The 24,842-nt window shown below is 50.4% G+C and carries 22 protein-coding genes; 8 read left to right on the top strand and 14 right to left on the bottom strand.

What is annotated here, in order from left to right:
• Nucleotides 1–35: 35 nt before the first annotated feature.
• Nucleotides 36–2,762: a DEAD/DEAH box helicase gene (locus AYI87_RS10680; protein ID WP_144201956.1), complete on the bottom strand. Its 2,727-nt coding sequence runs from the start codon at nucleotides 2,760–2,762 to the stop codon at nucleotides 36–38.
• 189 nt (nucleotides 2,763–2,951) lie between these two features.
• On the opposite strand from AYI87_RS10680, the gene AYI87_RS10675 reads away from it, so the two are divergent.
• Entirely contained in the window at nucleotides 2,952–3,380 is a 429-nt protein-coding gene (locus AYI87_RS10675) for a hypothetical protein (protein WP_260865122.1), read from the top strand.
• Nucleotides 3,381–3,570: 190 nt separating this feature from the next.
• On the opposite strand, the gene AYI87_RS10670 is transcribed toward AYI87_RS10675, so the two are convergent.
• Genes AYI87_RS10670 through AYI87_RS10660 form a run of 3 tightly spaced genes read right to left on the bottom strand, consistent with a single transcriptional unit; the run spans nucleotide 3,571 to nucleotide 6,179 of the window.
• Entirely contained in the window at nucleotides 3,571–4,179 is a 609-nt protein-coding gene (locus AYI87_RS10670) for a hypothetical protein (protein WP_144201954.1), read from the bottom strand.
• Between the two features lie 6 nt (nucleotides 4,180–4,185).
• Nucleotides 4,186–5,214, bottom strand: a complete 1,029-nt coding sequence (locus AYI87_RS10665; protein ID WP_144201952.1) for a hypothetical protein — start codon at nucleotides 5,212–5,214, stop codon at nucleotides 4,186–4,188.
• Between the two features lie 59 nt (nucleotides 5,215–5,273).
• Nucleotides 5,274–6,179 carry a nuclease-related domain-containing protein gene (locus tag AYI87_RS10660; RefSeq protein WP_144201951.1) on the bottom strand — a complete coding sequence of 302 codons (906 nt, stop codon included), beginning with the start codon at nucleotides 6,177–6,179 and terminating at the stop codon, nucleotides 5,274–5,276.
• 267 nt (nucleotides 6,180–6,446) lie between these two features.
• Here AYI87_RS10660 and AYI87_RS10655 point away from each other — a divergent pair, with 267 nt between their 5' ends.
• Entirely contained in the window at nucleotides 6,447–6,902 is a 456-nt protein-coding gene (locus tag AYI87_RS10655; RefSeq protein WP_144201949.1) for a GIY-YIG nuclease family protein, read from the top strand.
• A gap of 126 nt (nucleotides 6,903–7,028) precedes the next feature.
• Here AYI87_RS10655 and AYI87_RS10650 read toward each other — a convergent pair whose 3' ends face one another.
• From AYI87_RS10650 to AYI87_RS10635, 4 genes are all read right to left on the bottom strand, one after another.
• Entirely contained in the window at nucleotides 7,029–8,225 is a 1,197-nt protein-coding gene (locus AYI87_RS10650; RefSeq protein WP_144201947.1) for a serine hydrolase domain-containing protein, read from the bottom strand.
• A gap of 189 nt (nucleotides 8,226–8,414) precedes the next feature.
• A complete protein-coding gene (locus tag AYI87_RS10645) occupies nucleotides 8,415–8,744 on the bottom strand; it encodes a hypothetical protein (protein WP_144201945.1) in 330 nt (109 codons plus the stop codon).
• Nucleotides 8,745–9,486: 742 nt separating this feature from the next.
• Nucleotides 9,487–9,936, bottom strand: a complete 450-nt coding sequence (locus AYI87_RS10640; RefSeq protein WP_011866851.1) for a dCMP deaminase family protein — start codon at nucleotides 9,934–9,936, stop codon at nucleotides 9,487–9,489.
• 255 nt (nucleotides 9,937–10,191) lie between these two features.
• Complete coding sequence (locus tag AYI87_RS10635; RefSeq protein ID WP_144201943.1) at nucleotides 10,192–10,740, bottom strand: DUF2726 domain-containing protein; 549 nt, start codon at nucleotides 10,738–10,740, stop codon at nucleotides 10,192–10,194.
• Nucleotides 10,741–10,977: 237 nt separating this feature from the next.
• Between AYI87_RS10635 and AYI87_RS10630 the strand changes: the two genes are divergently transcribed.
• On the top strand, nucleotides 10,978–12,249 hold the full coding sequence (locus tag AYI87_RS10630) for a serine hydrolase domain-containing protein (protein ID WP_144201941.1): 1,272 nt from the start codon (nucleotides 10,978–10,980) through the stop codon (nucleotides 12,247–12,249).
• Nucleotides 12,250–12,269: 20 nt separating this feature from the next.
• Here the strand turns inward: AYI87_RS10630 and AYI87_RS10625 are convergent, their stop codons facing one another.
• The 3 genes from AYI87_RS10625 to AYI87_RS10615 all read right to left on the bottom strand — a co-directional run bounded on the left by AYI87_RS10625 (nucleotide 12,270) and on the right by AYI87_RS10615 (nucleotide 16,228).
• On the bottom strand, nucleotides 12,270–13,292 hold the full coding sequence (locus tag AYI87_RS10625) for a substrate-binding domain-containing protein (protein ID WP_260865121.1): 1,023 nt from the start codon (nucleotides 13,290–13,292) through the stop codon (nucleotides 12,270–12,272).
• Between the two features lie 259 nt (nucleotides 13,293–13,551).
• Complete coding sequence (locus AYI87_RS10620; protein ID WP_144201937.1) at nucleotides 13,552–15,618, bottom strand: methyl-accepting chemotaxis protein; 2,067 nt, start codon at nucleotides 15,616–15,618, stop codon at nucleotides 13,552–13,554.
• A gap of 361 nt (nucleotides 15,619–15,979) precedes the next feature.
• The gene (locus AYI87_RS10615) at nucleotides 15,980–16,228 is read right to left on the bottom strand and encodes a DUF3297 family protein (RefSeq protein ID WP_011866839.1); all 249 of its coding nucleotides are present in this window, start codon (nucleotides 16,226–16,228) and stop codon (nucleotides 15,980–15,982) included.
• 189 nt (nucleotides 16,229–16,417) lie between these two features.
• On the opposite strand from AYI87_RS10615, the gene AYI87_RS10610 reads away from it, so the two are divergent.
• Nucleotides 16,418–16,804 carry a ribosome recycling factor family protein gene (locus tag AYI87_RS10610; RefSeq protein ID WP_144201935.1) on the top strand — a complete coding sequence of 129 codons (387 nt, stop codon included), beginning with the start codon at nucleotides 16,418–16,420 and terminating at the stop codon, nucleotides 16,802–16,804.
• A gap of 79 nt (nucleotides 16,805–16,883) precedes the next feature.
• On the opposite strand, the gene AYI87_RS10605 is transcribed toward AYI87_RS10610, so the two are convergent.
• A complete protein-coding gene (locus tag AYI87_RS10605) occupies nucleotides 16,884–17,813 on the bottom strand; it encodes a hypothetical protein (RefSeq protein WP_144201933.1) in 930 nt (309 codons plus the stop codon).
• Nucleotides 17,806–19,521, bottom strand: a complete 1,716-nt coding sequence (locus AYI87_RS10600) for a hypothetical protein (RefSeq protein ID WP_144201931.1) — start codon at nucleotides 19,519–19,521, stop codon at nucleotides 17,806–17,808. Before AYI87_RS10600 ends, AYI87_RS10605 begins: the two co-directional genes overlap by 8 nt.
• Nucleotides 19,522–20,086: 565 nt before the next feature.
• Between AYI87_RS10600 and AYI87_RS10595 the strand changes: the two genes are divergently transcribed.
• On the top strand, nucleotides 20,087–20,656 hold the full coding sequence (locus AYI87_RS10595) for an SOS response-associated peptidase (protein ID WP_144201929.1): 570 nt from the start codon (nucleotides 20,087–20,089) through the stop codon (nucleotides 20,654–20,656).
• Between the two features lie 29 nt (nucleotides 20,657–20,685).
• Here the strand turns inward: AYI87_RS10595 and AYI87_RS10590 are convergent, their stop codons facing one another.
• Nucleotides 20,686–22,458, bottom strand: a complete 1,773-nt coding sequence (locus AYI87_RS10590; RefSeq protein WP_144201927.1) for an N-acetylglutaminylglutamine amidotransferase — start codon at nucleotides 22,456–22,458, stop codon at nucleotides 20,686–20,688.
• Between the two features lie 206 nt (nucleotides 22,459–22,664).
• Between AYI87_RS10590 and AYI87_RS10585 the strand changes: the two genes are divergently transcribed.
• The 3 genes from AYI87_RS10585 to AYI87_RS10575 all read left to right on the top strand — a co-directional run bounded on the left by AYI87_RS10585 (nucleotide 22,665) and on the right by AYI87_RS10575 (nucleotide 24,842).
• Complete coding sequence (locus tag AYI87_RS10585; protein ID WP_144201925.1) at nucleotides 22,665–23,618, top strand: RimK family alpha-L-glutamate ligase; 954 nt, start codon at nucleotides 22,665–22,667, stop codon at nucleotides 23,616–23,618.
• Nucleotides 23,603–24,430: a class II glutamine amidotransferase gene (locus tag AYI87_RS10580; RefSeq protein ID WP_144201923.1), complete on the top strand. Its 828-nt coding sequence runs from the start codon at nucleotides 23,603–23,605 to the stop codon at nucleotides 24,428–24,430. Before AYI87_RS10585 ends, AYI87_RS10580 begins: the two co-directional genes overlap by 16 nt.
• A 163-nt stretch (nucleotides 24,431–24,593) precedes the next feature.
• Entirely contained in the window at nucleotides 24,594–24,842 is a 249-nt protein-coding gene (locus AYI87_RS10575) for a hypothetical protein (RefSeq protein WP_144201921.1), read from the top strand.

Genomic DNA, 24,842 nt, shown 5'->3' with positions numbered 1-24,842 from the left:
GCGGTATTAACTGGCTGTGGGCAATTGAATTTTCTTCAAGCGACCTCTTGGGTGGGCGCTATACCGAACTGCTTGCAGATGTGGTCGATACACAGGGCTTGCTGCTGGCTCCACAGGCCATAGCTTAGCGGCATTAGGCTGACGCCGGCGCGCTGCAGTAGCTTGTAGAGGTTAATCTCGAAGAAGTCCTCCCAGGGGCCAGGGTAGCCAATTAAGTCTATCGCCAGATACTGGTCGCCGTAGCGGCAGAGGATATCCAGTTCCAGCCCCGCCATATGGTAGGCGCGCCACACAGTAATCCCCTTGGCCTCAAGCGCCTGGGTCACCGACTGACCGAACTCGTCGAGGGCATCGACATAGTTGTGTTTAGCCTCAAACTGGGTCGCCGAGGTGAGGTATTTGGCCAACAGATTATTGTTAGGCAGCGCCGTTTCATCCAAAGACAGAAACAGCCACTGCGCCTGTTTGGCGCGGGTGATAGCCACGTTAAACATATCGGCGCGGTTAAGGTAGGCTGCGGCGCGACTGTCCTGGGCAGTCACGCTGAAGGAGAGCAGCATGATGTCGCGCTCCTCGCCTTGAAAGCCAAAAGGCGTGGCGATCCGCAGCTGATGACGTTCTATCTGCGCCAGACTGAACCGGGTCATGATCTGCTTTGACAGATACTCTGTCTGATGGCGAAAACAGGAGAGCACCCCAATGCTAGAGGGCACCAAGGCATCGGCCTGTTCCTCAATAAGCTGGCTCAGCTTGTCCATCAAGGCCTCGGCCTCGACGAGGTTTACTCCCTTGGCGTCGCGCATCCCATCAACCTGAACTCTGTGCAGGTGTCCCGAGCTGGTGCAGGGCCTGTGCTGCATCACCTTGAGGGCATTTTGATAGAAGGCCTGATTACTGAACTGGATAAGCTCCGGCTTGCTGCGAAAGTGCTCGTCCAGGAAGGCGACTTGCGCCTGGGCGCCGAGGGAGCCTGAGACCAAATCGAGCATGCTGGCATCGCGATAGCTCAGCAGTCCGCGTCTGTCCGGTGCTATACCGAGCTGGGTTTGAATGCTGGCTTGTTTCTCGCGAGAGAGAAACGAGAAGTGTCTCAGCTGTTTACTGTCGCCCACCACAAGCGCCGACTTGGCGCGCTGCAGGGCGGGCAGGCACTCGGCAATGTTGGCCTGGGTGGCCTCGTCGATGATCACCAGATCAAACATCTCCTGCTGCAGGGGCAACACCCTATGCAGATTGGCGAGGCTGGATAACCAGATGGGAAAGGTCTGCTGCAGCGCCGAGAAGTCAGTGTTGTAGAAGGCCTCCAGCTGTTTCGCCGACTGACGTGCCCGTATCGCCTTGGCAAAGTTCACCAGGGAGCTGCGCTTGTTTTGCAGCAGGCGGCTTTGTCTGTGGCTGGTGGCCAGCTGCAGATACTCAAGGCTGAGTTTCTCTTTCTGCGCGATCAGGCCATTTAAGCTGTTCAGCACCTCCCACTGACGGGAGAAGCGCTTAATGCCGCCGCGATAGAACCAGTTAAAGTAGGGCAGGCGCCAGCGGGATTTTTGCTGTTCGAGTCTCGCCAGCTTTTGGTCGCGGCCGATGGCGCGCTTGCAATGGCGGGTAAAGCTCTGTTCCAGCTTGGCCTGCTGTTTGGTCACTATATCGAGCTGCTTGTAGGCCTTCTGCAGCGCGATGTCAGTTACCTTCTTGTTGGCGACGGGATGAATGCCGTTGAGCATGTCGTCCACCTGGGACTTGAGCTGCTTGATAAACTGCGGCGAACCGGCGCGGATCAGGCTGCTGCCCAGCTGAAACTGTTGTTGCAACTTATCGGCTATCACGTCCACGGCAACATCTGTGTGGGCGGCGATCAGCACCGACTTGCCGCGCAATATCTGCTCGGCGGCTATGGTGGCTATGGTGTAGCTTTTGCCCGTGCCGGGTGGGCCTGAGATCTGCCCTAGGGTGTGGTTGGCGGCGATATCCAGCGCCTGCATCTGGGCATTACTCAGCAGTCCCGGCAGGCAATCTTGCTGGGTAGCTATCTGTCGTTTGCTCTGGGGCGATGGCTGCTGCTCGGCTAACAGGGTTTGTAGCGGCGGCGAAAGATCAGGCGCAGCCATCAATAGGTCGAGTTCGTGCAGTATGCCGCGACTGGCAAGAGAGCGCTCGGCTAGCACCAGTTGGCTGCGGCTCACTAGAAAGCCTTTGCGCTTGCGCCTTAGGCCTTCAAATATCGCTTCATCAATCAGCTTGGGAAAATGCAGTAGCTGGGTGGCATCCACATCGGCCTGTCCGGCGCGCAGCCAGGCAATCCAGCCGCTCACGTCCGTGGGGTAATCACGCAGCTCCTGGGTCAGGCTGTGGCCTTCCACCACGAGTTTTTCAAGTAGCGCCTCGTTGATGGTAAAGGGGTTTTGGCCGGTTAATGACTCGCTGGCTTGCAGAAAGATCTCATCGCCATCGGCCTGTATCTGGCACTCGCGATAGAGCAGCGGTGTAACCACCTTACGCCGCTCACCATTGAGCTCTATGGTGCCGCTAAAGAAGAGGCTGCAATGCAGCAATACCCGCTCACGCAGATAGAGGGCGCTGCGGTTCATTAACGCCGAGGCTAAGGTGTGGGGCAAGGGGAGACGGGGGAGGAAGCCACTGGCCAGCTCATCTTCACCCTGTAGCAGCAGCTGATCTTGCTCGGCCAGCTTATGACACGACCAGAGGTTGATCTCGGCGCTGTCGTGCGCAAAGCACTGTTTGTAGTAGCTCAGAATCCCTTGCAAACCTTATCCATCCCCATGGTTTATTAGCGTTGCAAGAGTAACTTAACCATTAAATTTCAACAAGGTGTGGTGGGAGATTGCGCCCTGGGTTTTGCTCTTTACCATTGCATCTGAGGCGGTTCACCAGCACAATCAAACCTTATCGACAGACCGAGGTCATTTCCGGCAGCTAAGCATAAGAGCAAGCTGGTGGGTAAAGTAAGCGGCAAGCTTACGCAAGAGGTAAAGAGAGCCATGCAGCAAGGATTCCCCATCACCATCACAGCCGATGACAGATTTTCGAGTTCACTTAAGCCCTTACTGGCCAAGCTTGAGATGTGGATTAATTTTCAGGCGCTAAAGGCGGATTGGTATGGCAAGGAAGACCATGTCTTAACCTTCGATTTCACCCTGGTCAGAACCCTGGATGACAAGGCCGAGCTGTTAACCTCAGAGAACTGGGTAGTCGAATCGGGTTACGCCTACCACTATGAGATCAGTCGCCTGAATACCATCGCCTTCATCGCCGTTGATGACTTGCTTAAGCGTGGTACAGGGATCGAGGAAGAGATAAAAAGCCGCTTGGTGGCCGTCGCTAATGCTGTTGGGCAGCAGCACTGTTTGAGAGAGCTTTTTTAGATAATATTTTATTTAGCTAGCAGGTTTACTAATATAGTTAAGAATCATTGATAGACTTTTTTGCAATGTAAAAAGTAATCATGAAAATTAATGATTATATATAAATCGCTTAGAGCATGTTGTTGTGAGAAGTATAGTCCTGGTCTTATTGACAGTTTGGCGGTAGGAAGTGTTCTATTTTGTTGGTTGATTAACTTTCAGTTCCTGCCCATCTAATTGAAACCATTATGCTATGGTAAACGTTATATACGAAAGATTTTGCTAGCATTATCTCTAATATTAAAAGAGATTGTATCCAACCTAGCATTAAGCACAATGTCGCATTGGTGATCGATAATCCACTTTCTAAATCTGGAATGGAAATGCTTATGTGTTCTAAAAGATGCTTGTTTGTAAGAAGAAAAGTCAATAACACTATAGAAATCATATCTATAATGATTCTCATGAAAGTGCAGTGTGTTGATTTCAAATAGGAAATGTTATTGTTTTCATCAGTTACAAAAGCCATTCTCAGCTGCATTTTTTTCTCTGAAAGTGTTGCAAATATTGCATATCCGCTTAATGCAAATCCTATTAAACTAACAGACCAAGAGATTAAGTTTGTTGATGCAAGCGTGATTTCAGATATCAGCTCGTTATTACTGGAAAAAGAATACATATTAAGTGTGTAGAAATATAATAATGACAGTACAAAAACAATTAGATTGTCTTTGCTTGTCTTTAATTTTCTACATACTTTGTATAATTTCCAAAAACTATTCTCTTTGGTGATTATTTCCAGGTTGTTGTCTTCAGTCATCTTATACTATCTTATTATCTTAAGAATATTACTTAGCTTTTCTTTTACCTTGTCCATGTCTGATATTTTTGGACCTCTAATGATCCCATCCTTAATAAGCTCCATGAAGGATTCATACACAGATTTTGTAAATAACGTTGGAATCTCTTCAATTTCGTCGATTCTTTTAACTAATTTAAAGCTGTCATTCGTTCCTATGAGTTTATCGTTGTGTATATCTTTTCCTTTAAGAGTTATTTGGACATTCTCATCTTTGTTTGCCTCTTTAGATATGTCACTGATATTGTCATGTGCTAAGACCCCATCCTTTTTCCGATATGTATGAGTCGATTTTTTTACTCCGACTTGTTTATCTTTCTTTCTAATGGCTTCAAAAAAACCATTGCAATCTGATTCATTGTTTGGAGTAATTACTTCAAGCTGAAGTTGGTCTATCGACTTCATACCTCTAACGAATTCATCAATACCAGCGTCGGATGATTGGGCAATAATTTCTATGTTGGGTTCAGGAAACCTAACCCCTAAGTTTTTCTTTGTTGTACGGTGTAATTTTCCATTGCTTCCTCCATTATAGTCATATATTTCCTTCGCTGCTCTGTATTCATCGTCAATCAATTTTGTTCGAATATCTTTTATGAATTTCGTGATCGTAGATTTGAAGTTCTCCATCGTTGGAGAGTCAGATTGCTCTTTTACAAAGAAAAGACGGTGATCTATTAATGAAAGAATAAAAATGGAAGACGGAGAAGATTGTATTCCTTTTTCATCCTCTTTTAATTCCCCTTCACTAAAATATTGAGTTCTACGAAGAACAGTATCTTTGATGATTCGCCCATAAACGAAAGGTAATTCATTTCCATCAAAATTGCAGGTTAGCAATTCGACATTGTGAAAAAACCAACAATTTTCTCCATAGTCTCTTGTTAAGCCGTTTGTAAAAGCAGGGTGAACAAGTTCACTATAAAAATCTAGTAATTTATGTTCACCAAAATGACAGACAAAGTTCCAAAATTCAACGTTATAATTTTTTTTCATAGTTTACTACCTAATAGAAGCTAAAATCGTATTTTGAAGACTGAAAACATTTTATTTCCTTAGTTTCCGGCCTCACTCTTACTCAAACACCTCTGCGCAACTTGATAGACGATGGCGTCCATCTCTTGCTGGCTGAATGTTTGCCCGTAGTCTTTATGGCCGTTGACCTTGGGTAAGGTTTTCACTAACTGCTTGTGATTCAAGATGGGGAAAGGTGGCCTGGATTGATTGGTGACGTACCAGCCGGGAAATACGAGTACAGGCACGGCATTGACCTGGATTCCGCTAGCCTTGGTGAGCCAGTTGCCGACCCACTTGGCCTGTCTTGTAGCCTGCTCTATCGGCTTGGTTTCATGCCAAGAGGGGAAGCATAAGCGGTTATCTTTGTAGAAGACTTCATGAGCCTTGCCGCCGTTTTTCTTATCTTTGGTACGCTTATGGCGGCCTTTGGTTTCTATGGCAAATACACCGTTCTTGCCTATGGCGAGGTGGTCGATATTAAAGCCTTCCGCCTGTACGTCATGGAAGACTTGGTAGCCTAGTGCTTGTAACCCGATAAGCTCGTTGGCTGTCGCTATTTCGGCGGTATGACCCAGACGTAACTTGGTCAATTTCGTGAAGACTTTCCAGGTTTTGTAGCCGCTATAAATTAGGCCTATGACTATGGTCCAGATGAATAGCCAGGGGACATCCTCTTGAATGATGTGGGCCCTGAGGCTGTCGATGGCGAAGGGAAAGGCAACAACCATGATGGCTAGGATGAAAGCACTGATTAAGTCCATCTGCAGGTCTTGAATCTGTTGCTGTAAGCCGTAGGCGGGAATGCGGATAAGTTGGTCGCGATCGACGGGTAAATCTAGGGTGAGGTCACGCCGTTTTAGAATTAGCCAAGCGACACTCATCACGACAAACATACCCGATAACAAGACGGCTATTGATATGAGATTGGCGGCCAACTCTGTCATGTTCATCCTTGAAGCAAAAGAGGGTATATCAGTGGTTAGAGATATAAACCCATGAATATGCGCATAATATACGCTCAATGTGTCTAAAAAGTAACTGGTAATTGGTCTAATTGTGATGCATTTTTCGATCTTTCTGGTTGCGGTCTCTCTGGTGGGAGCTGGCTATAAGTTGGGCTCGCGTTCTGTGAGGACACGATCTTCATTGCTGTCGATTCTAAGGTAGACTCGTGAAGAGCAAGCGTAATTAATCAAGGAAGTAGAGGCTATATGCGATTTTCTAATACTAATGATCCCCATGGGCCCGGGTTTATCTATGTGATGCGTGAGCCCGAAAACCTCAATCAGATTAAGATTGGACTCAGCATAGACCCTATACGCCGTGCACGTGACTTGGATACGACTGGCCGCGCTCAAGAACTCGATGTCTATTTTGCCATGCAGGTCGATGACATGAAGAAAGTCGAGACGATTATCCATAATTACTTTGACCACCTGAGGTATCCGGGCACAGAGTTTTTTATGGTGGTGCACCCGCTGCAAGAGGTAGACCTTGGCAACCCCAAGTATCTGGACGAGTTGACTATGGATATCTATCTGGATACCCGGATTGAGGAGATCTGTGATGGCCTCAGCTCAATAGGGATCAAGTGGCACGAGGTTTCGATTTCCTATCTGCGCCAGAAGCATTTTGAGAGTGAGAATAACGGTGGGGGATTCTGGTAAGAATCACTTTCGTTGATGCTAAAACGATCTGGAGATCTCTCTATCGGTTAACCTTTGAGGCATATAGAGCAGATCTCGTAATGCGGTGGAGCCCTAGTGCTCAATAAGTGAAGTGAGACGGTAGCATTATTCACGCATCCACATTGGAGGCCAACCATAAGCCTCCGAAACGGCTCTGGATATTTCGTGGATTAATTGAAAGCCGTTATCCGAGTTGGTCATCACAACGAAGCCTCTTCCCGAATTTGCAAAGGAAACTGCATAGCAGGTGTATCCGGCGTTTCCGCCGCTATGCCGAAAGCGAAAAGCGTCTGCTTCACCATCTATTCCTATGCCTGTTCCACCCGCGCCGGGCACTCTGGTTAACATGGTTTTGGCTGATTGTTGTGATAGCAAAGTTTCATCCTCGCCGCGGTAGGCTTTACCCAGGGCTATCATAAATTTTGCCAAATCGGTGGGCGTGCTCCATAGACCTGCTGCCGCCTTCTCTGGGTAGAGATGGTAGCCCCCTTCAATCATGGATTGCTGGCTATCGTATCCTTTTGCAATTTGGCTCTGGAGTTCATTCGACAGTGCCAGTTCGAATGAGCTTTGGCTCATATTTAAAGGCTTGAGTATCAATTGCTTCATTAGTTGTGAGAAAGGCTGCTCACTAGTGTCTTCCATCAAGAGTTGCAAGACTGTCATGCCACCGCCAGAGTAATATTCAGACTCACCTGGTGTCTGAAAGACCTTAACGGCAGGAGAGTTACTCAGGCTACTGCCTTTTAATATTTGAACTAGTGAGGGAATAGTCTGGTTTTGGGCATAACCTTCAAATCCAGAGACATTTAGCCCAGATGTGTGGCTCATGATCCGGCTTGGTGTGACTTTTTGTTGTTGAGTAAATTGGTTTTCGGGTACATGCCAACGTTTAAGTTTTAAGTTCACATCTTTATTTAGCTCAAAGTTGCCGTTCTGAATCATTTTAAATGCTGCGACACTGGTGACTGCTTTTGAAATGGAAGCGGCCTGAAACAGCGTATTCGAGGTTACTCCTTGGTTCGATTCTATGTCTGGCTTGCCGTATCCCTTCGACCAGATAATTTGGTTGTTATCAAATACGGCAATGCTCACCGCCGGGACGCCATAAGCCTGCATTCGCGCTTCCAGCGTATTGGTTGATGTGCTGCTGTTTCCATCATCGTCGATTGAACGAATGCTGTTTTCGAATGCTTGTTGACGGGCGAGTTGTTGATTTGCGGCTGTCGATTCTTGGTTGCTGACCGAGCATCCTGCCAACGCAAGAAACATCATTGTCAGTGTGAAATGGCTAAGCTTCATTTTGTTGCTCCTAATCTTCTTGTTTCCTGTCCCTGAGAAGTCACTTGTATGCCGTTTGTTTTATCGACAATAAAGGGGATTAGCTATGTATTCCAACACTTACATATTTTCAATTGTTACATTAAGTGTTTAGGGGGGCTGTCTCATTGGGAGTAGGGGGAAGTTAGCCGGCAACAGTGGTGGTTTGTGTTAGCTTAGCTCTGGCGTTTGATGGCTATCTTCTTCTCCACTAGCACTTTCGAGTTCATCGAGAATGTCGAATCCCCAGTGTTTAAATTTCACGCCTAAATAGGTAGAGGGGAGCATTAGCAAAAAGAGTAAGAGAAGTGGCCATTGGTTTTCGAGTATTATCGTCAACAGTCCTGATATACCACCCACTTTCCCTTCGATAACTTGCTTACTGAGAAATATCAGTGGTGCGACAAACACGGTGAGAATAATGGCGTTATGAATATTTTCACCAATCTTGATCAGTGATTCTGCGTGGCGGGCTTTTGAGGCATTGGACCTTGATGTCATTGGTTACTTCCTTGTGTATCTATTGTTTATCAATCTGAGAAATATGAGAAGCGGCAATCTATTCGTATTAGGTCTAAATCTCGCGGAAGTGAAGTTATGGCATCGGAAAGGCTATAAACCATACCACTGTCATTGCTTTTTAAGTGTGCATATCGAAGATATACATTAGCTATGTAAAGTGCACATATAGAATCGATCACATTTTTAAGATTGGCTTTAGTGAAATGCTTATTTCTATTGTGTTTCACGTCGGTATGGCTTTTCCACCAGCTCGGGCTAATTTGTTCTTGCCATGCTTTCCAAGGTGTACAGCTAATGCTAAACCTTTCAATGACTGCAGTTTCTGTAATGAAAGCATGCAGGTTACTTTCGATTACCTTCATGTAATCCATGATGTTATCTGATTTTGCATTTGGGGATAACTGGTAGCAAATTTCTTTCATGACAGTGTCAATCTCTGCACATGAAGAGAGATATAACCGTGTTAGTTCTACTGAGTATGTCGAAAAGTTATCTTGGTTTATTTCAATATATCGGGATAACCGATTTAAATCATACTCGAAAGATTGATAGTACTTCCAATGTAAATCATTAAAATTCAATATATTACCTGTATTGTGTGTTATTTGCTTAGGTCTACTGGTGAAGTGCACCTTTAATACTTTTTTCAGAAAAGAAAACCGGATAAATCCATAAGCCCTGCTCGTTAATGTAATTCGTTTCTACAAGGTGGTTAGGTGATTTACTCTGTTGGTGCTGACTCCACCTGCATCCAATCGACTTCTACACCTGCCTGGTCAAACATATCCTGGCTGACCTTAATCTTATCGCCCCAGCGGGAGAGGAAGTCGTCGCTGGGTTGTGGGCTGTGGACCACCTTTAGCCCAGTCTGGATGATCTTGGCGGCGCAGTTAGGGCAAGGAAAGTGGGTCACCCAGATCTCGCAGCTGCTGAGATCCCGCTTGGCGTAGAGAATGGCGTTCTCTTCGGCGTGCAGTGTCTTGAGCAGTTTCATCTCGCGGTTATCTGTCTCGGCACTGTCGGAGATCCCGTGTGGGTAGCCGTTGAATCCCAGTGAGACAATGCGGTTGTTTTCAGTGATCACGGCGCCCACCTGGGTGGAGGGGTCTTTACTCCAAGAGGCTACCAGTTCGGCCATTTGCAAAAAACGTATCGCCCATTTGCTCATCATCTACTTAGGGTTCCTATTCTATATGGCTGAATATATTGACTTAACCAGAAACAATTTTTTATCGAGAACAATGATAAATCAAGCCGCGCCCAACACAAAGCAAAGTCTGGCGGATTGAGTGTTCTTGCGCTAATTCATCACTACTCACAGCTCAAATCTAACTCATTAAAGCTAACTCATTAAAGCTAACTCATTAACACTGGCTCATTAAAAACCATGGGGATGGCATTGGCTATTTTCCAAGGCCCTGGCCGGTCAATCTCTACTCGCGATTATCTGGGGAATGGTTTCAATCTCGGGTTCAAATTCTGGCTCGAGTGTCGATGTGATAGTAGTTCTTACGCTTTCGACATGATAACTGCGTTTGGCGTCGAACCGAATCAGAGGAAGCCCTGCGGTGCGACAGGCATCCTCCACCAGTTGGTCGCGCGCAATGGTCTTGGCCTGCTTGTGGCTCTTGTCGTCGAGTTCGATGGCGGCGATAACGTCCAGGGTCTTTTTATCGCAGAGGAGATAATCAAAGTGTTTGGCGGAGATCTTGTTGAAGGCATTTTGCCAGTGTTGGCGCGTCATCCCCTTTTCTGGAGTGATCACATCGGCAATGCGTACCTTGCCAAGGATACGGTATTGCTCGCCAACAGCGTTATCTAACACCCCCAGAAACGAGCGCTCGGCGGGGGTAAACAGGGCTTTATGTTTACGATATTGGTAGTGGCGACTGCTGGTGCTACTGCCTAGTCGCGACAGCAGGGTCAAAATGATGATAAAGCCAAAGGCCATTGCGAATAAAAGGTTGAGGTTCATCGAACATCCATCTCTTGAGGTTGGCGTCATTGCCGGGTTGATTTGTTTGCACAATAAGCCTTGTCCCTCGCTTTTTCAACTCGCAGTCTTTTCACTAGCAGCTTTGCCAACATAGCTTGAATCCCAATCTAAACCAGTCTAGCTTGGGGGATTGCAATGGATGGCCGGTTTTTAAGCTGGCTAGGATGAGGAGCCTGGATGCGGATCCTGGATGCAGGATGACAAAGGGAGTGCCAAATGATGTTGAAAAATATTTGGGAACAGCGCAAGTTTAGAACGGATAAGGCAGGGTTAAGAGCCTGGGCGAGCAACCTAGTGAGTGCCTTGTTGGTTGCCTTTGCCAGTATCCTAGCCGGTGTCCTGGTTAGTGGCTGCAACAGTGACGATGAGGAGGCGCTAAACGCCATCGATACGGGCAAGATGCAGCAGACGGTGGCAGAGCTGGCCGAGGATATGCTGGTGCCGGGCGCCGTGGTGATACTGCATACCCCCAAGGGGAACTTTGAATATACCTTTGGGGTGAGCCGATATGGCGGCAGCGAGCCGACCAGCTTCGATCAGCACCTACGGGTAGGCTCCAATACCAAGACCTGGGTCGGTTCAATCATTTTGCAGATGGTGCAGGAGGGCAAGCTCCAGCTGGAAGATCCTGTGGCCATGCACTGGACTGGCGTGCCGAGCGGTGAGCAGATCACCATAGCTCAGCTGCTGTCGATGGAGAGCGGCCTACATAACTACACCACGACATTAGCGCTGAATCAGACATTAGATCAGGATCCCACTTATGCTTGGCCCCAAGCTGAGCTGCTCAAGCTGAGTTTCGACTCTCCGCTGGATTTTACGCCGGGCACAGACTTTGGCTATTCCAACACTAATACGGTATTGCTTGGCCTGATCGCCCAAAAGCTCGATGACAGCACCTTGCCTGAGATCATGCTGCGCCGCCTGTTTGCTCCCCTAGGCATGACACAAACCTTGTTTCCTGAGATCACCGATAACGTGCTGCCCGAGCCCTACGCCCACGGCTATATGTATGGCACCAATGTGTTGACCATGGACGGGGCGCTGCCCGAGGCGATGCAGCAGGAGGCGCGTGATGGGGTGATAATGCCGGGGGATCAGACACATGCTAATCCCTCTTGGGGCTGGGCGGCTGGCGCGGGGATCTCTACCGCCAGGGAGCTGCTGGTCTGGGTCGAGGCCTTGGTTGGCGGCAAACTGTTAAATGAGGAGATGCAGAAACTGCGTCTGGCCAGCCTAAAGCCTATCGATCCCGATAATCCCAACACCGCCTACTATGGCCTGGGCATAGCCAAGTTTGGCCAGCTCTATGGTCATACCGGCGAGCTGCCGGGTTATAACTCCTTCATGGGTCATGACCCAGAAAACAAGGTGACCCTGGTGGTCTGGACCAACCTGGCACCTAGCGTGGATGGGCGTGACCCGGCCACCACGATTGCGGCGGCGCTCATCAAGCAACTCTACCGGTCGGTTAACTCATCTAACTAGGGGACAAAAATGTCGCTGGCTCAGTCGCTGGCGCTCTTGGTGCAGGTCACGGCATTTTCGGGTGTGCAGAGTTTGATGGGGGTAAAGACTATCTGCTCGAAGGCCTGGTCGCTGACAATTTTGTGCAGGGTGAAGATCGCCTCGCGGCCCATCTCGTAGGGGCTCTGGCCTATGTTGGTATGGGCGAGGTGGTCTTGCAGCATGGCGAGCTGAGGCGGCGCGGCATCCGAGATAATTACGACTATCTCTTTGTTATTTAGCTTGATTTTATAGGGCGCTATCATCTTACGATACTGGGCCTCATCGTTTTGCGGCCAGCCGCCCACTGCGATAAAGGAGTCGGCCTTGATGGGCTTGCCTTTCATGACAGACTCCATCTGCTTCACCGCCTGACTGAGCTGATCGAAATTGGAGAAGGGCTCTCTGATCTCTGTCCAGCCGTTATCCTTCTGTAGCCGCTTGCCCGGAGGCTTTTCATAGGTTTTGCCAGATAGTGCACTGCGAATGCCCATGATCCTGAGGTTGAGATTAGGAGAGTCGGGGCGGCCGGTTTGGATGATCAGGGTGCCGCCATTGGGCCTGAGTTTTTTGAGTTGCTCGCCCAGTGCTTGGCCAAAGGCAAAGTTGTCTGTACCTATGTAGGCACGTCGTAGATCTTGATGCTCGGCCAGGGTTGGGGCGTCGAAATCTGAGTCATAGGTGATCACCGGAATGCCGGCGGCCTTGGCCTTGGTGAGACTGTTCTCGGCGAGAAACTTAGACTGGGTGATGGCCACGGCAATGCCGTCTATGCCTTGGTCGATAAGCTGCTCGATCACCTTATCTTGCAGTCTTACGCTGGAGATCTCTGGCCCCAGATAGATACACTCTACATCCTTGAGCTGTCTGGCGGCGGCTTCGCAGCCGAGCTTACTCTGATCGAAGAAGGCGCCGTAAAATTTAGGCACTACGGCGAATCTCAGTGTTTTGGCACTGACATCGGCGCTGAGCGTAGTGGTGGCCAATAAGGTCAGCGAGATGAGGGTGATGAGTAACCGAGTCACGATAGCCTCTCGAATCCATTTCCTAATAACCAGGTTAGTCGTAGCTAAGATATTAGCAACTAACGTCTTGATAAGCATAGCCATATCAAGCCAGGCCGAAATTTTACATTTTGATAACTAAATGTAGCAAAGTGATACGGCTAAAGATATGTGTTGGATCAAGAATTTTCGGTGATAAATGCGCGTAATACTAAGCGGGCTAAAGGTGTCGGCGCCTCTATCAGAGCAGAGGCGCCTAAACTAGCGTCGCCACAACTTGCTAGGCTAGTTTGAATTTACTCACCATGGCGCTGAGCTGTTGATTGGCAGCCGACAGGCTCTGGGTGCTTTCCAGTGTCTGCTGGCCGTTTTGCAGCAGGGTCTGGGCCATCGCCTCTATGGTATGCATGTTTTGGCTGATCTCGGCCGTTACCACGCTCTGCTGCTCGGAGGCGCTGGCGATCTGGCCACCCAGGTCGTTGATCTCGGCGATGGAGTTGGTAACGGCGCTCAGGTTTGAGGTAACGCGGGCGGTATTTTGGGTGACCTGCTGGCAGCTGCTTTTGGTTTCCAGCATCAGTTGCTCGGCGGTGTCGGCGTCGCGCCTAAGGGTCGAGAGGATCTGCTCTATCTGTGTGGTGCAGGACTGGGTGCGTGAGGCGAGTGATCGCACCTCATCGGCTACCACGGCAAAGCCGCGTCCCTGCTCGCCGGCCCGGGCCGCCTCGATGGCGGCATTGAGTGCCAGCAGGTTGGTCTGATCGGCGATCTCCTTAATCACCCCCAATACCGAGATGATCTGATTGGTGTTCTCGCTCATGGTGTGAATGCTCTGGCTGGCCGAGTTCATCTCGTTCGCCAGAGCCTGGACGCTGCCGGCGGCATCCGAGACGGTGAGGGTCGAGGTCTTGGCCTCTTCGTTGGCCTGATGCGTGCTGGCGGCCATCTTGCCCGCGCTCTGGGCGACGGCGTCTGCCGAGGCATTCATCTGGCTGATGGCGGTGACCACAAGCTCTGTCTCGCTGCTGTGTTTACTCAGCGCCTGACGATTGTTTTCCGAGTGGCTGTCGAGTTGGCCTATCCCCTGGGTGATCTTCTGTGAGGCGTGGGAGATCTCAAGCATCATCGCCTGCAGGTAGCCGATGAAGCTGTTAACCGAGTGGCCGATGGCCGCCAGTTCATCCTTGCTGGTGATGGCCAGCCTGGAGGTGAGGTCGGCGTCGCCGGTGGAGAGAGTATCGATGCGGTTTTTCAGCATCACCATGTCGGCGATGATCTTGTTGAGCAGGAATACGCAAAATGCCAGGGCGATGATGATAAGCAGGCTGGCAATGGCGATGCTGCGGTAAATTTTCTGTTTGAATATCGCCTCAGTGCCGGCGGTGAGCCCCTGCTCGATGGCGCTGATGTTGGACTCATAGGTGCCCGTGCCTATCACCCAGCCCCACTCGGGAAGGATCTTTCTGACATAGGCGATCTGCGTCTCTTGGCTGTGGGTCTTAGGGTCGGTGACAGGTAAGGCGACGAAGGCTTCCGCTTGGTTGCCGAGCGCCTGTTTCGCCTTGGCGGCGTTTGGCGTGACTTGCCCTATTTGAGATGACTGCGAGTGGGCCAATATCTTGCCGTCACTGTCCTGTACCCAGAAGTGGCCGTCTTCGCCAAACTTGGCCGCCAGCACGGTTTGCAGTGCACTGTTGAGTTTGTCTTGTTTCAATGTGCTGACATATTCCCCGGTGGCGATCACCAGATTGAGCGGCTCGAAGTAGAAGGAGGCCGAGAGTTTCTCTTCCACTTGATCGGTCGAAGGATTGGAGAAGAAGTAGCTGGTAAATCCAATAGGATTGGCCCTAGCGGCGGCGACTATATCCCGGGCATAGTAGTTACCCTTCTCGTCCAGGGCATCGCGGCTGTTACCCATGGAGACGCCGCCCATGCCGGACGCCTCATTCTCCAGGGTGTCGGCATTGTAGGCAAACAGATAGCGGCCGTTACCCCATTGATACTCATTGAGGAAGGTGTAGACCATCATGGCGGCATCGTCGGTAAGATTGTTCTCGTACATGCGATTAATGACATCGCGGAACACCTTTATCTCATCCCCCAGCGCCTGCTTGATATTGGCTTCTCGGGACTGTTGGTAGAAGTCGTTGACGGAGCGGCTTAGGGTGTCGACTTGGCCGATGAGGTTCTGTTTGATGAGGGCTTCAACCTGTTGGTTGATGTTGCTCTGTTCCTGCTTAAGGACCTCTTGCGCGATGATATAGGTGTTGATGATAAACAAGCCTGATACCGCGACAAGTAAAGCACCTACTAATATGATTAGTTTAGCTTTTATTGTTATTTTCATAAGAACCAGCCTAAGACAATTTTGACTAGATATAAGAAAAATCTAATGGATATTAAGTGGCAAAATTAACCCAAAGGCAATCTGGCGTTTACAGAAGCGTGATGTGGATGCAACTTGTTTGGCGCAAATGAGAGTTGATTAACAGATATGGCCAAGAGGTGAGCCAGGTGGCATTTAAGCTGAATCTAACTGATTGGCTAGATTAGCAAATATGGCTAGATCTATAGGATAAGAGAAGAAATGCAGGCATGAAAAAGGGAAGCCTGGGCTCCCCTTTCAAATCTTGGCTTAGTCTACGCCTTGCCACTCGTCTAAGGCGGCTGGTAATGCTAGTTACTTAACGGCTGTTACTTAACGGCTGTTACTTATAGAAAGCTTCGATGGTGCCTTTGACTGTCATCATCAGCGGTTGGCCGTGACGGTCTAGGGCTTTAGGGCTAGGGATCTTCACCCAGCCTTCACTGATGCAATACTCTTCGACGTTGAAGCGCTCTTTGCCGTTAACGAGAATGCCTATGTCATGCTCGAAGTAGTCGGCCACATGGTGTGGGCTACGTGGATTGACAGATAGGCGATCGGGCAATGCAGGTAGTGATTTAGTGTCAGTCATAGTGGTTATCTTCAATCAAAAAAGTTGTGCGCTATTGTAGGCAATAGTGCTGGTGGGCTCAAGAAATAACAGGTGGCAGGCGAAACCGTGAGGAGTAGGGGAGCGTTCGCCTTGAGTTTTTGTGTCTGGGCTGGAAAAATGGCCTGCCTGTTTACTATCGCCGCCCCATACCTTGAGGATTTTGTCGCCATGAATGAAGCGATCGTCATCGCCTTACCTTCGCTGATCCACCGTATCGGCCGGGAGCAGGTGACTCAGGCGCAAACCCTGGCGGTGAAATTTGGCTGCAGCCTGAAGCGGGTGCGGCGCTCGCGCAACTGGCAACTGACTGGCGGCGCGGTGGATGTGCAATCCTTTACCCTGGCGCTTAAGCAGTGTCAGCCTGCGACGGCGCCCTATCTGATCGCCAAACTCGAGGCGGGTCTTCTGTTACATGCCGACAAGCTAGAACCCTTGCCAGTCAAGTTAGTGCGCCTGATCCGCGAGACCCCGGGCATCACCTTAGGGGAGCTGATGGAGCAGACCAAGTGCACCATTATCGAGGCGCGCCAGGCCAGGTTTGATGCCGATAGTTAAACCAAGTTTTTAATTTAAAAACAAGGGGGATGGCCGATTTGGCTATCCCCCTTGTAGTTATGGGTCAGAATAAAAGGCGCTAGGCGCTCAGTCTGCGCCAGGCGCTGCCCATCAGGGTGAAGATGAAGGTGAACAGCTTATAGGTGAGCCAACAGAAAAAGATAAAGCCACCGATCATCAGCACCCAGACCATCACCTCTACCGTGGTCGAAGGCTTCTTCTTGGCCTTGTCTGTCGCTTTTTCTGTTTTCTCATCTGCCTGCTCGTTGGCCGCGGTTTGACTGCTTTGCTCAGGTGCGGCGACCTTAGTGCTTGCCTTGCCGTCATCTGCGCTGCTGGTGTCGGCTGTGACCGCCTTGCCATCGATCGATTGCAGGATGACGCCGAATTGGTTCTGATTGTGGTCCAGCCTGACCCTGAGATTACGGGTCTTATAGCCCTTTTCGCTGACCTCTAGCTGGTAGTCTCCGGCGGCCAGTGGCATGCCAAACTCATATTTGGGTCCTATGTTCATCACCCTGACTTTTGCCGTGGTCGGCTGGGTCACTATCTCCAGCGGGAAGCTCTTACGGCCCTTCTCCCAGAAGGTGAGGGTCGCAACGTTGCGGCGCTTGGCCTGAACATAGACTTTGCGGGTGATGGCCTGCTTCTTCTTGTCCTTAGGGCTGGCCTTGAGCCAATAGGTGCCGGGTGCCAGATAGGCGCGGCGGCTGATCGCTATCCCGGTGCCATTGGCCTGGCGCGACAGGGTTGCCTTGTCGAGATCTGGGTTGCTGCCAAGATCCAGCAGGCCGGCATTCTTGTTGGCGCTCACCAGTTGATATTGGTTACCCTCCACCTGTGCGATCAGGTGTGACAGCCCCGGCAGCTGCGCCAGCTCGCCGGCGAAGGCCTCGAAGATGCCATCTTCAATCTTGTCTTTGATCTTCTGTTTCAGATCGGCGTGGGCGACCTCGGGGGCGAGGATCAGTAGCAGCGCCGCACAGCAAGGTAAAATCCATTTATTCATCTGAACCTCCGATGATCTGCAGCAGTCCTGCGGCCAGTTCTGGGGCGGCATCGCCCAGCAGGTCGATGATCATCAATACTGTATCGGTATCGCCGTGATTGACGATATAGTCGCGGATCATGGCATCGACCATCTCTTTGTTTTGCTTGTAAAGCTCCTCACCGCTGCTCTTGATCAACTCATCGAGCGCCTCGCCTCTGAGGGCATCTTCGAGCTTCTCGGCTAGCTGGTTCGAAGTCTCCGTCTGGCGTTTGACCTCAAATGCGGTCTGATTATTAAATTCGATCGTATGCTCGTTAATCTGCGCCTCCTTGATGCCCATCATCTGGGCAAACAGGGAGCTGATGTTGGAGAGGGCGACCACATCGAAGATGTTTTTTTCGATCTCCGCTTTTTCCGGCATCTTCTGTTTGCTGGGTCGGCTAACGTTACAGATGTTGGCATCAGGGAAGCATTTATATTCTCCCTTGGCCGCCTCGACGCCGTCTATCACAAGACGCCATTCGAAGACCAGGCCAAAGACCAGCCAGAGTATATTACCGCCGGGATATTGAGTATCTCCCATGGTAATGGTCTCGTGCCTGAGTTCGCCAGTCCATACGCCGGATGAGCGTTTACCGTTTTGTTCGTTGAGGGACTGCATGTAACTGAACTCCAGGCTGACCTCAGGTTGTTTAAGCCCTATGTCGCTATGTGGAGTGAACTGCACCAGCTCGTCGCCAAGGAAGCGCTTCTTGCCCTGGTTCATCACGCTGGCGAGCTGTTTCTCGATGATTCTGCCGGCAACCTGGGGCTCAGGGTAGGTGAAGCGCAGGTGCTCCGGGGTCTTGAGCAGTTGAGCCTCGAAGGCATCGGGCTCGGCCTTCTGCTCGGCGCGCGCCTTGCGATTGGCGTAGTAACGTTGCATGAAATACTGCGGGTCTAAGCCACTCCAGCCGCCGACGAGCAAATTAATGTCTATGTCGCTAACCGGTTTGCTGCAGCTCATGTGTGTGGCTTTAACGCTGATCTGTGAATGACCCGTCTTGATCACCTTATGCAGCATGTTGAGGAACTCGGCGTTGAGTCCTCTTTCGGCCCAGCCCTTGCGGTACATCTCGAGTTTCAGGCGTCCACGCTGATCAATTGACTGCATGGCGACATCCGCCTTCTTGATAAAGCGGGTGCAGTGGGCACGTCTGAGGGGATTGCTGCGTGCCCAGGTTAAGAAGTCGCGGTAGCCGGCCTTGGTGTCTGTGCTGACGGCCTCCTGCCAGCGCTTATCGGTATGGCGGTGGCGAGACAGGTAGGCGGTGAGCCAGACGAGCAGCAGCAAGGTGCCTAAGAATTTGCTCACTCCCTGAAAGTGCGGCGCGTAGGGGAACTGCTGGCTGAGGGATTTCTCTGTGGCCTTGCTCATGGGGAAGCTGGTTTGATAATCCAGCGACAGCAGCACAGGCTTGGCCAGTGCCTTGATGGGCAGCAGGCGGTTCTCTTCCCAAGCGAACACTGTTTGTACCTTGCTCTTGTAGGTAAATGTCTTGTCTGTGTAGATCTGATATTTCACCGAGCCGAAGGCGATCACCACAAACCAGGCGGCGGCGCCTATCATCAGGTAACGGGCGAGTCGTCTTAGCTTGAGTCGCCAAATCGAGTCGGGTTTAGACTTGCTTAGCTTGCGAATAAACATCCATGCCACAAAACAGCCAAGAATGATCAGTTTTATCATTATCTCTTCCGTGTCCGAGCTGAGGTGTCATGGCGCGAGTTGGGCTGAGTAATAGATTCGATGCGCCACGAACAGGGGTTACTTTTGTTAAAAACTATACCTATAGCCGCGGCGAAAAGAAACCTAAGCATTAGCCTAAGTGTGTGATTAATCACAGAAGATTAACATTGCTGTCATTAAGGCCCCGGCTTGGTGGCCATTATTGCCGAACGAATAAAAGGGTGATGCAAAGAGGCAATGAGGAAGGTTGTGAGGGTGGTTTTAGAGAAAGGAGCTGGGTGGGTTAGAAGATTATCTGTCCGTCACATCCTGAGTCAGAACCTTTCGCTGAAACCGCAATGGCAAAGCAGATTTTCTCTTGATGTTAAGAGAGGCGTTAAGAGTCGTGTTAAGAGCGCTGCTAAGATCAGTCTCAAGAGCCTAGCCCAAAGCGAGATTGGACAGCGCCGCGTGAGTGTTTTAGCTTGAAGCCTATCTTTTTGCTCCTTAGGGCAAGCCAATCATCTGGCTCGGCTCAAATTGGGGAGAAACCAGCTGAAAGCATTCGGTGAAGAGGGAACGGACTATGTGTGGTCGACTCAATGTGATTAGCGATCCCCTGTGCGACTGGGTGTCGGGTCAGCTGGGGATCAAGTTTCATAGCGAGACCAATAATGACCTCAGGCCCACCCAGCAACTTGGGACCATAGCGCTGGACGGCGGCGCACTGCAGCAGGTGGATGCCAGCTGGGGGATAAAGCCTGAATGGGCTAAGCGGCTGCTGATCAATGCCCAGGCCGAGACGGTGAGGCAGAAACGCACCTTCGCCCAGGCCTTTGCCCTGCATAGGGCTTTGGTGCCCTGTAGCGGTTGGTATGAGTGGCAGCAGACGGGCGGTGCTAAGCAGAAGTATCTGTTTCAAGGCCGTGACGGACAGCCGCTCTTGATGGCGGGGATCCTCTATCCTCAGATTGATGGCACCCATGCCCTGGTGACCCTTACCACCAAGCCGATAGCTAGCTGCGCGCCCTATCATCATCGCATGCCGCTGCTTATCGAGCCCCAGGCGCTGGATTTCTGGTTTCACTCACAGCCCCATGAGCTGGACGCGCTACTGACAGCCCCCGAGACTCTTTTATCGATCCAAGCCTGCTAGGGGCCACATCTGCTGGCGTCGACCAGAGGCTAGCTTTCATGGTCTAGATGAAGCTGCAGCCAGAGTTCTAAGAGTGTCACCTGCCACAGACGTGAGCCGAAGCGAGTGAGTTGTTGCTCAGGGCTAGCGAGCATGGCGTCGATATAGTCCATATTGAAGATTCCCCTTGCTCTGGCCTGTGGACGGGCAAAGACCTCTTTAGCGAGAGCCAGGTAAGGCCCCTGCATGTTACGCAGCCCGGGCACAGGAAAGTAGCCCTTGGGTCTGTCTATCACCTGATGGGGGATGATGCGTCTGGCGACCTGTTTGAGTAGGTATTTGCCTCCCTCCTTGAGCTTGAGATCGAAGGGGATGCGACTGGCCAGTTCGACCAGCTCATGGTCTAAGAAGGGAACTCTGGCTTCGAGTCCGAAGGCCATGGTCATGTTATCGACCCGCTTAACAGGGTCGTCGACTAACATCACCCGAGTATCCAACATCAGGGCCTTGTCGATGGCAGTTTCGGCCGGGCAATGGGCGAAGTAACGCTGTACGTAATCGCCTGCATGATCGCCATCGAGAAGTGGCTGGGCGACCAGCTGCTGGTATTCTGGATATTGCCAGGAGAAGTAGGCGTCTTGATAGGTTTGTGCCTCATCTTCCGCGGTGGCGTCGACCATTGGAGGATACCAGTGATAACCGCCAAAGACCTCATCGGCCCCTTGACCACTCTGAACTACCTTGACGTGTTGACTAACGGTTTTAGAGAGCAGATAGAAGCCGATGACATCGTGAGACACCATGGGCTCAGACATCGCCATCACGCAGTCGGGCAGATGAGAGATAAGCTCACTATGACTGACCACTATCTTTTGATGTCGAGTCTGGTAATGCTCGGCGATCAGATCTGAGTATTTGAATTCATTACCTTGCTCATCTGCGACATCATCAAAGCCGATAGAGAAGGTATGGATCTCTTTTTGCCCCAGCTCGTGCAACAAGCCCACGATCAATGATGAATCTAAGCCGCCGGAGAGGAGCACTCCAACAGGTACGTCGGCTTCTAAACGGCGCTTGGCGCTGTCAAACAGCTTTTGTTCCAGTTGTTGAGACCAGGTCTCCTCTGTCTCTTGTTCTAGGCTGGATCCCGGTGAGAGGCGCCAGTAGGGGCGGCGGTCTATCTGGCCGTCGGTGCTAACCATCATCCAATGTGCCGCCTCGAGTTTATGGATCTGCTTAAACAAGGTTTTGTCGCCGACGATGGCGCGAAAACAGAGATAGTGGTTGAGAGACTGGGGGTCTATCTCTGTATCGGCGACCGGATGACGCAAGAGGGCGGGTAAGCTGGAGGCAAATACCAAACTGTGGCCATCATTGAAGTAGTAGAGAGGCTTGATGCCCAACCTGTCTCTGGCGATAAAGAGTCGTCCTGTATCACGCTCATGAATGGCAAAGGCAAACATGCCATTGAATTTTTCGACACATTGGCGACCCCAATGGGCATAGGCCTTGAGTATTACCTCGCTGTCGCTGTGGGAGAAAAAGTGGTAGCCCAACTCAGACAGTTCGGCCCGTAATGCGCGGTAGTTGTATATACAGCCGTTGAATACCAGGGTAAGCCCGAGTTCGGCGTCGACCATAGGCTGGGCGCCATGTTCACTCAGGTCGATGATTTTTAAACGTCTATGGCCCAGACAGCATGGTCCTAGGCTATAGAGGCCCTGTCCGTCTGGTCCCCTTGGCGCCAGTTTATCCAGCATGGCGGCGACCTGGTCGACCTTGGCGCTAGTGGTAAAAGAGAGTTCTCCGGCAATCCCGCACATAGTCACTCCTACTAACTCGAATTTAATATCAGTTATAACTATTTACCTTAGTAAAACTCACTGGCTTCTCAAGTGAAATCAATGAAAAAGAGGCGAATCATTTTATTGTCTTACCGAGGGGAAATTGGCGGGGGCAATATGAGCAGAGGCTGCTACACTTTTAAACAAGTTGAAAATTTGTTCACTCAAAAATTAATGAAGGACTTATGAAAATAGCTATCCTGACAACTAATCAGGTCGACGATGACAACAGATTGGTTGAAGTAGCTCGCGCCAAGGGACATGACGCCTTTCTGCTCGATCTGCGCCAAATTAGTATTGAGTTGCTCCCCAGTAATCCAGAAATTTACTATCAAAATGAAGTTATTACGAATCAGTTTGATATTGTGATCCCCAGGTTAAATGTTTCCTATACCGATTTCGGTATCAATATCTTGCAGCAATTTATCTGTGCCGGGATCTATGTCAGCGAATCGCCAGAGGCTCTGCGCCTGGGTCGGGACAAGCTTAAGTGTTTGCAATATCTCTTGAGTAAGGACTTGCCATTTCCGGCGACTGCTATTGCCTATACCCCAGAATATTTAGAGACGCTGGTCGGCCATCTAAAGTTGCCGCTGGTGGTGAAGTTGATCGAGAGCACCGAGGGTACTGGAGTATTTTTAGCTAAAACTAAAAAGGAGGTCGATAACCTATGTAAGACCTTCTCTCTGGCTGGGGTTAGCTATCAAATACAGGAGTTTATAGCCGAGGCTGCTGGGCAAGATATTCGTGCGTTTGTGGTGGGGGATAGGGTGGTTGCCGCGATGCAGAGGGAGTCCCAGGACGATGACTTTAGAGCCAATGTCTCTCTCGGTGCTCACTCGGCCGCCGTGCAGTTGACACCAGAAGAGGAGCTGGTGGTGTTAAGGGCGACCCAAAGCATAGGCGTCAATATTGCTGGCGTCGACTTTGTGCGTTCTTCTCGTGGGCCTCTGCTGCTGGAGATCAATGTCTCCCCCGACTTTACCGGTAAACAGGGCCTGGAAACCGTGACTAATTGTAATATTGCCGCCGCCATCATCGACTATACCCTGAGCGAGGCCAAGGGCTTCTATCGACATCAGAGGTTAATGGCTAGCCGGGTGCGGCGGGAGGAAGATCTGCTATGTGCCGATGGCTAGCCTATTCGGGGCGCCCCATTTTTTTGGATACCTTAGTGACACAGCCGAGTCACTCGCTAGTGGCGCAGAGTCTAAACAGTGAGTTGAACATTAGCCCTGCGGGCGTATTGCTCAGCACCAATGGCGATGGTTTTGGGATCGGCTGGTATAACCGACGTGCCGAGCCAGGCGTGTTTCGCGATGATAAACCCGCCTGGCATGATGAGAATCTGAAAAATCTTTGCCATCAGGTGGAGTCGCATATTTTCTTTGCCCACATTCGGGCCACTACCACTGGCGACGTGCAGCGCACTAACTGTCACCCGTTTCAATTTAAAAACTGGCTGTTTCAGCACAATGGTCATGTCAGTGATTTCGAGAAGATCCGCCGAGAACTCCAGCTGGATATCGCACCCGAGTTGTACCCTTATCTGAGGGGAACTACCGACAGCGAGACCTTTTTCATGTTGGCTCTCACCTATGGTTTGCAAGAAAACCCTAAGTTGGCGCTGCAAAAAATGGTCGAGCGAGTGCTGCAGGCCCTGGAGCGAGTTAATCCTAAGGGAGTGTTGAATCTATCTTGTGCACTCTCCGATGGTGACAGGCTCTATACCCTAAGGTTTTCCCATAATGAGGAGGCGATGACCCAGTTTTACTCGTCGGATACCGAGTGCATCCAAGATTTTGATGATCAATTTGAGTTGATGCCACAGGGAAGTATTGTTGTGGTTTCGGAACCTTTGGATAAGGCCAGTGATAAGTGGAAACCTATCCCAGCCAACACCTTTGCGACCATAGAAGCGAATCAGGTGACTAGCGAAACCTTCATATGATGGGGCAGATGTCGCTCTATCCTCTGTGTGCCCAGCGGCTAGAGGCCTAGAAAAAGGCTTCCGCAGTTCCCTTGAGATAGCCAATTGATCTGCATCAATGCCACTTCTTTCATAAGTGGTCAGTATATTAGGCAGTTTAGATATGTAGTTACAGGAGGCAGGGGTGACAGAGGAAAAGGAGGCGGATGCTAAGCTGATTCGGCTGCTAAAGATCTGTATCGTCATCGGGCTCTGCCTGATTTTGCTGGGGATCTATCTGCACAACTTTAGTGAAACCATGGAGGCCATGGGGGTGACCGGGATTATCATCAGCGCCGTCTGTGTGGCCTTCGGCATGGTGCTCTCCTTGCCGACCAAGATGTATCTCACCTTTATCCTGGTTAAGCGCGAAGCCGAAAATCGGGACAATTAA

The sequence above is a fragment of the Shewanella sp. KCT genome, from assembly GCF_007636505.1.
GTDB lineage: Bacteria > Pseudomonadota > Gammaproteobacteria > Enterobacterales > Shewanellaceae > Shewanella > Shewanella halotolerans.
This window is presented reverse-complemented; position numbering and strand designations above follow the sequence as displayed.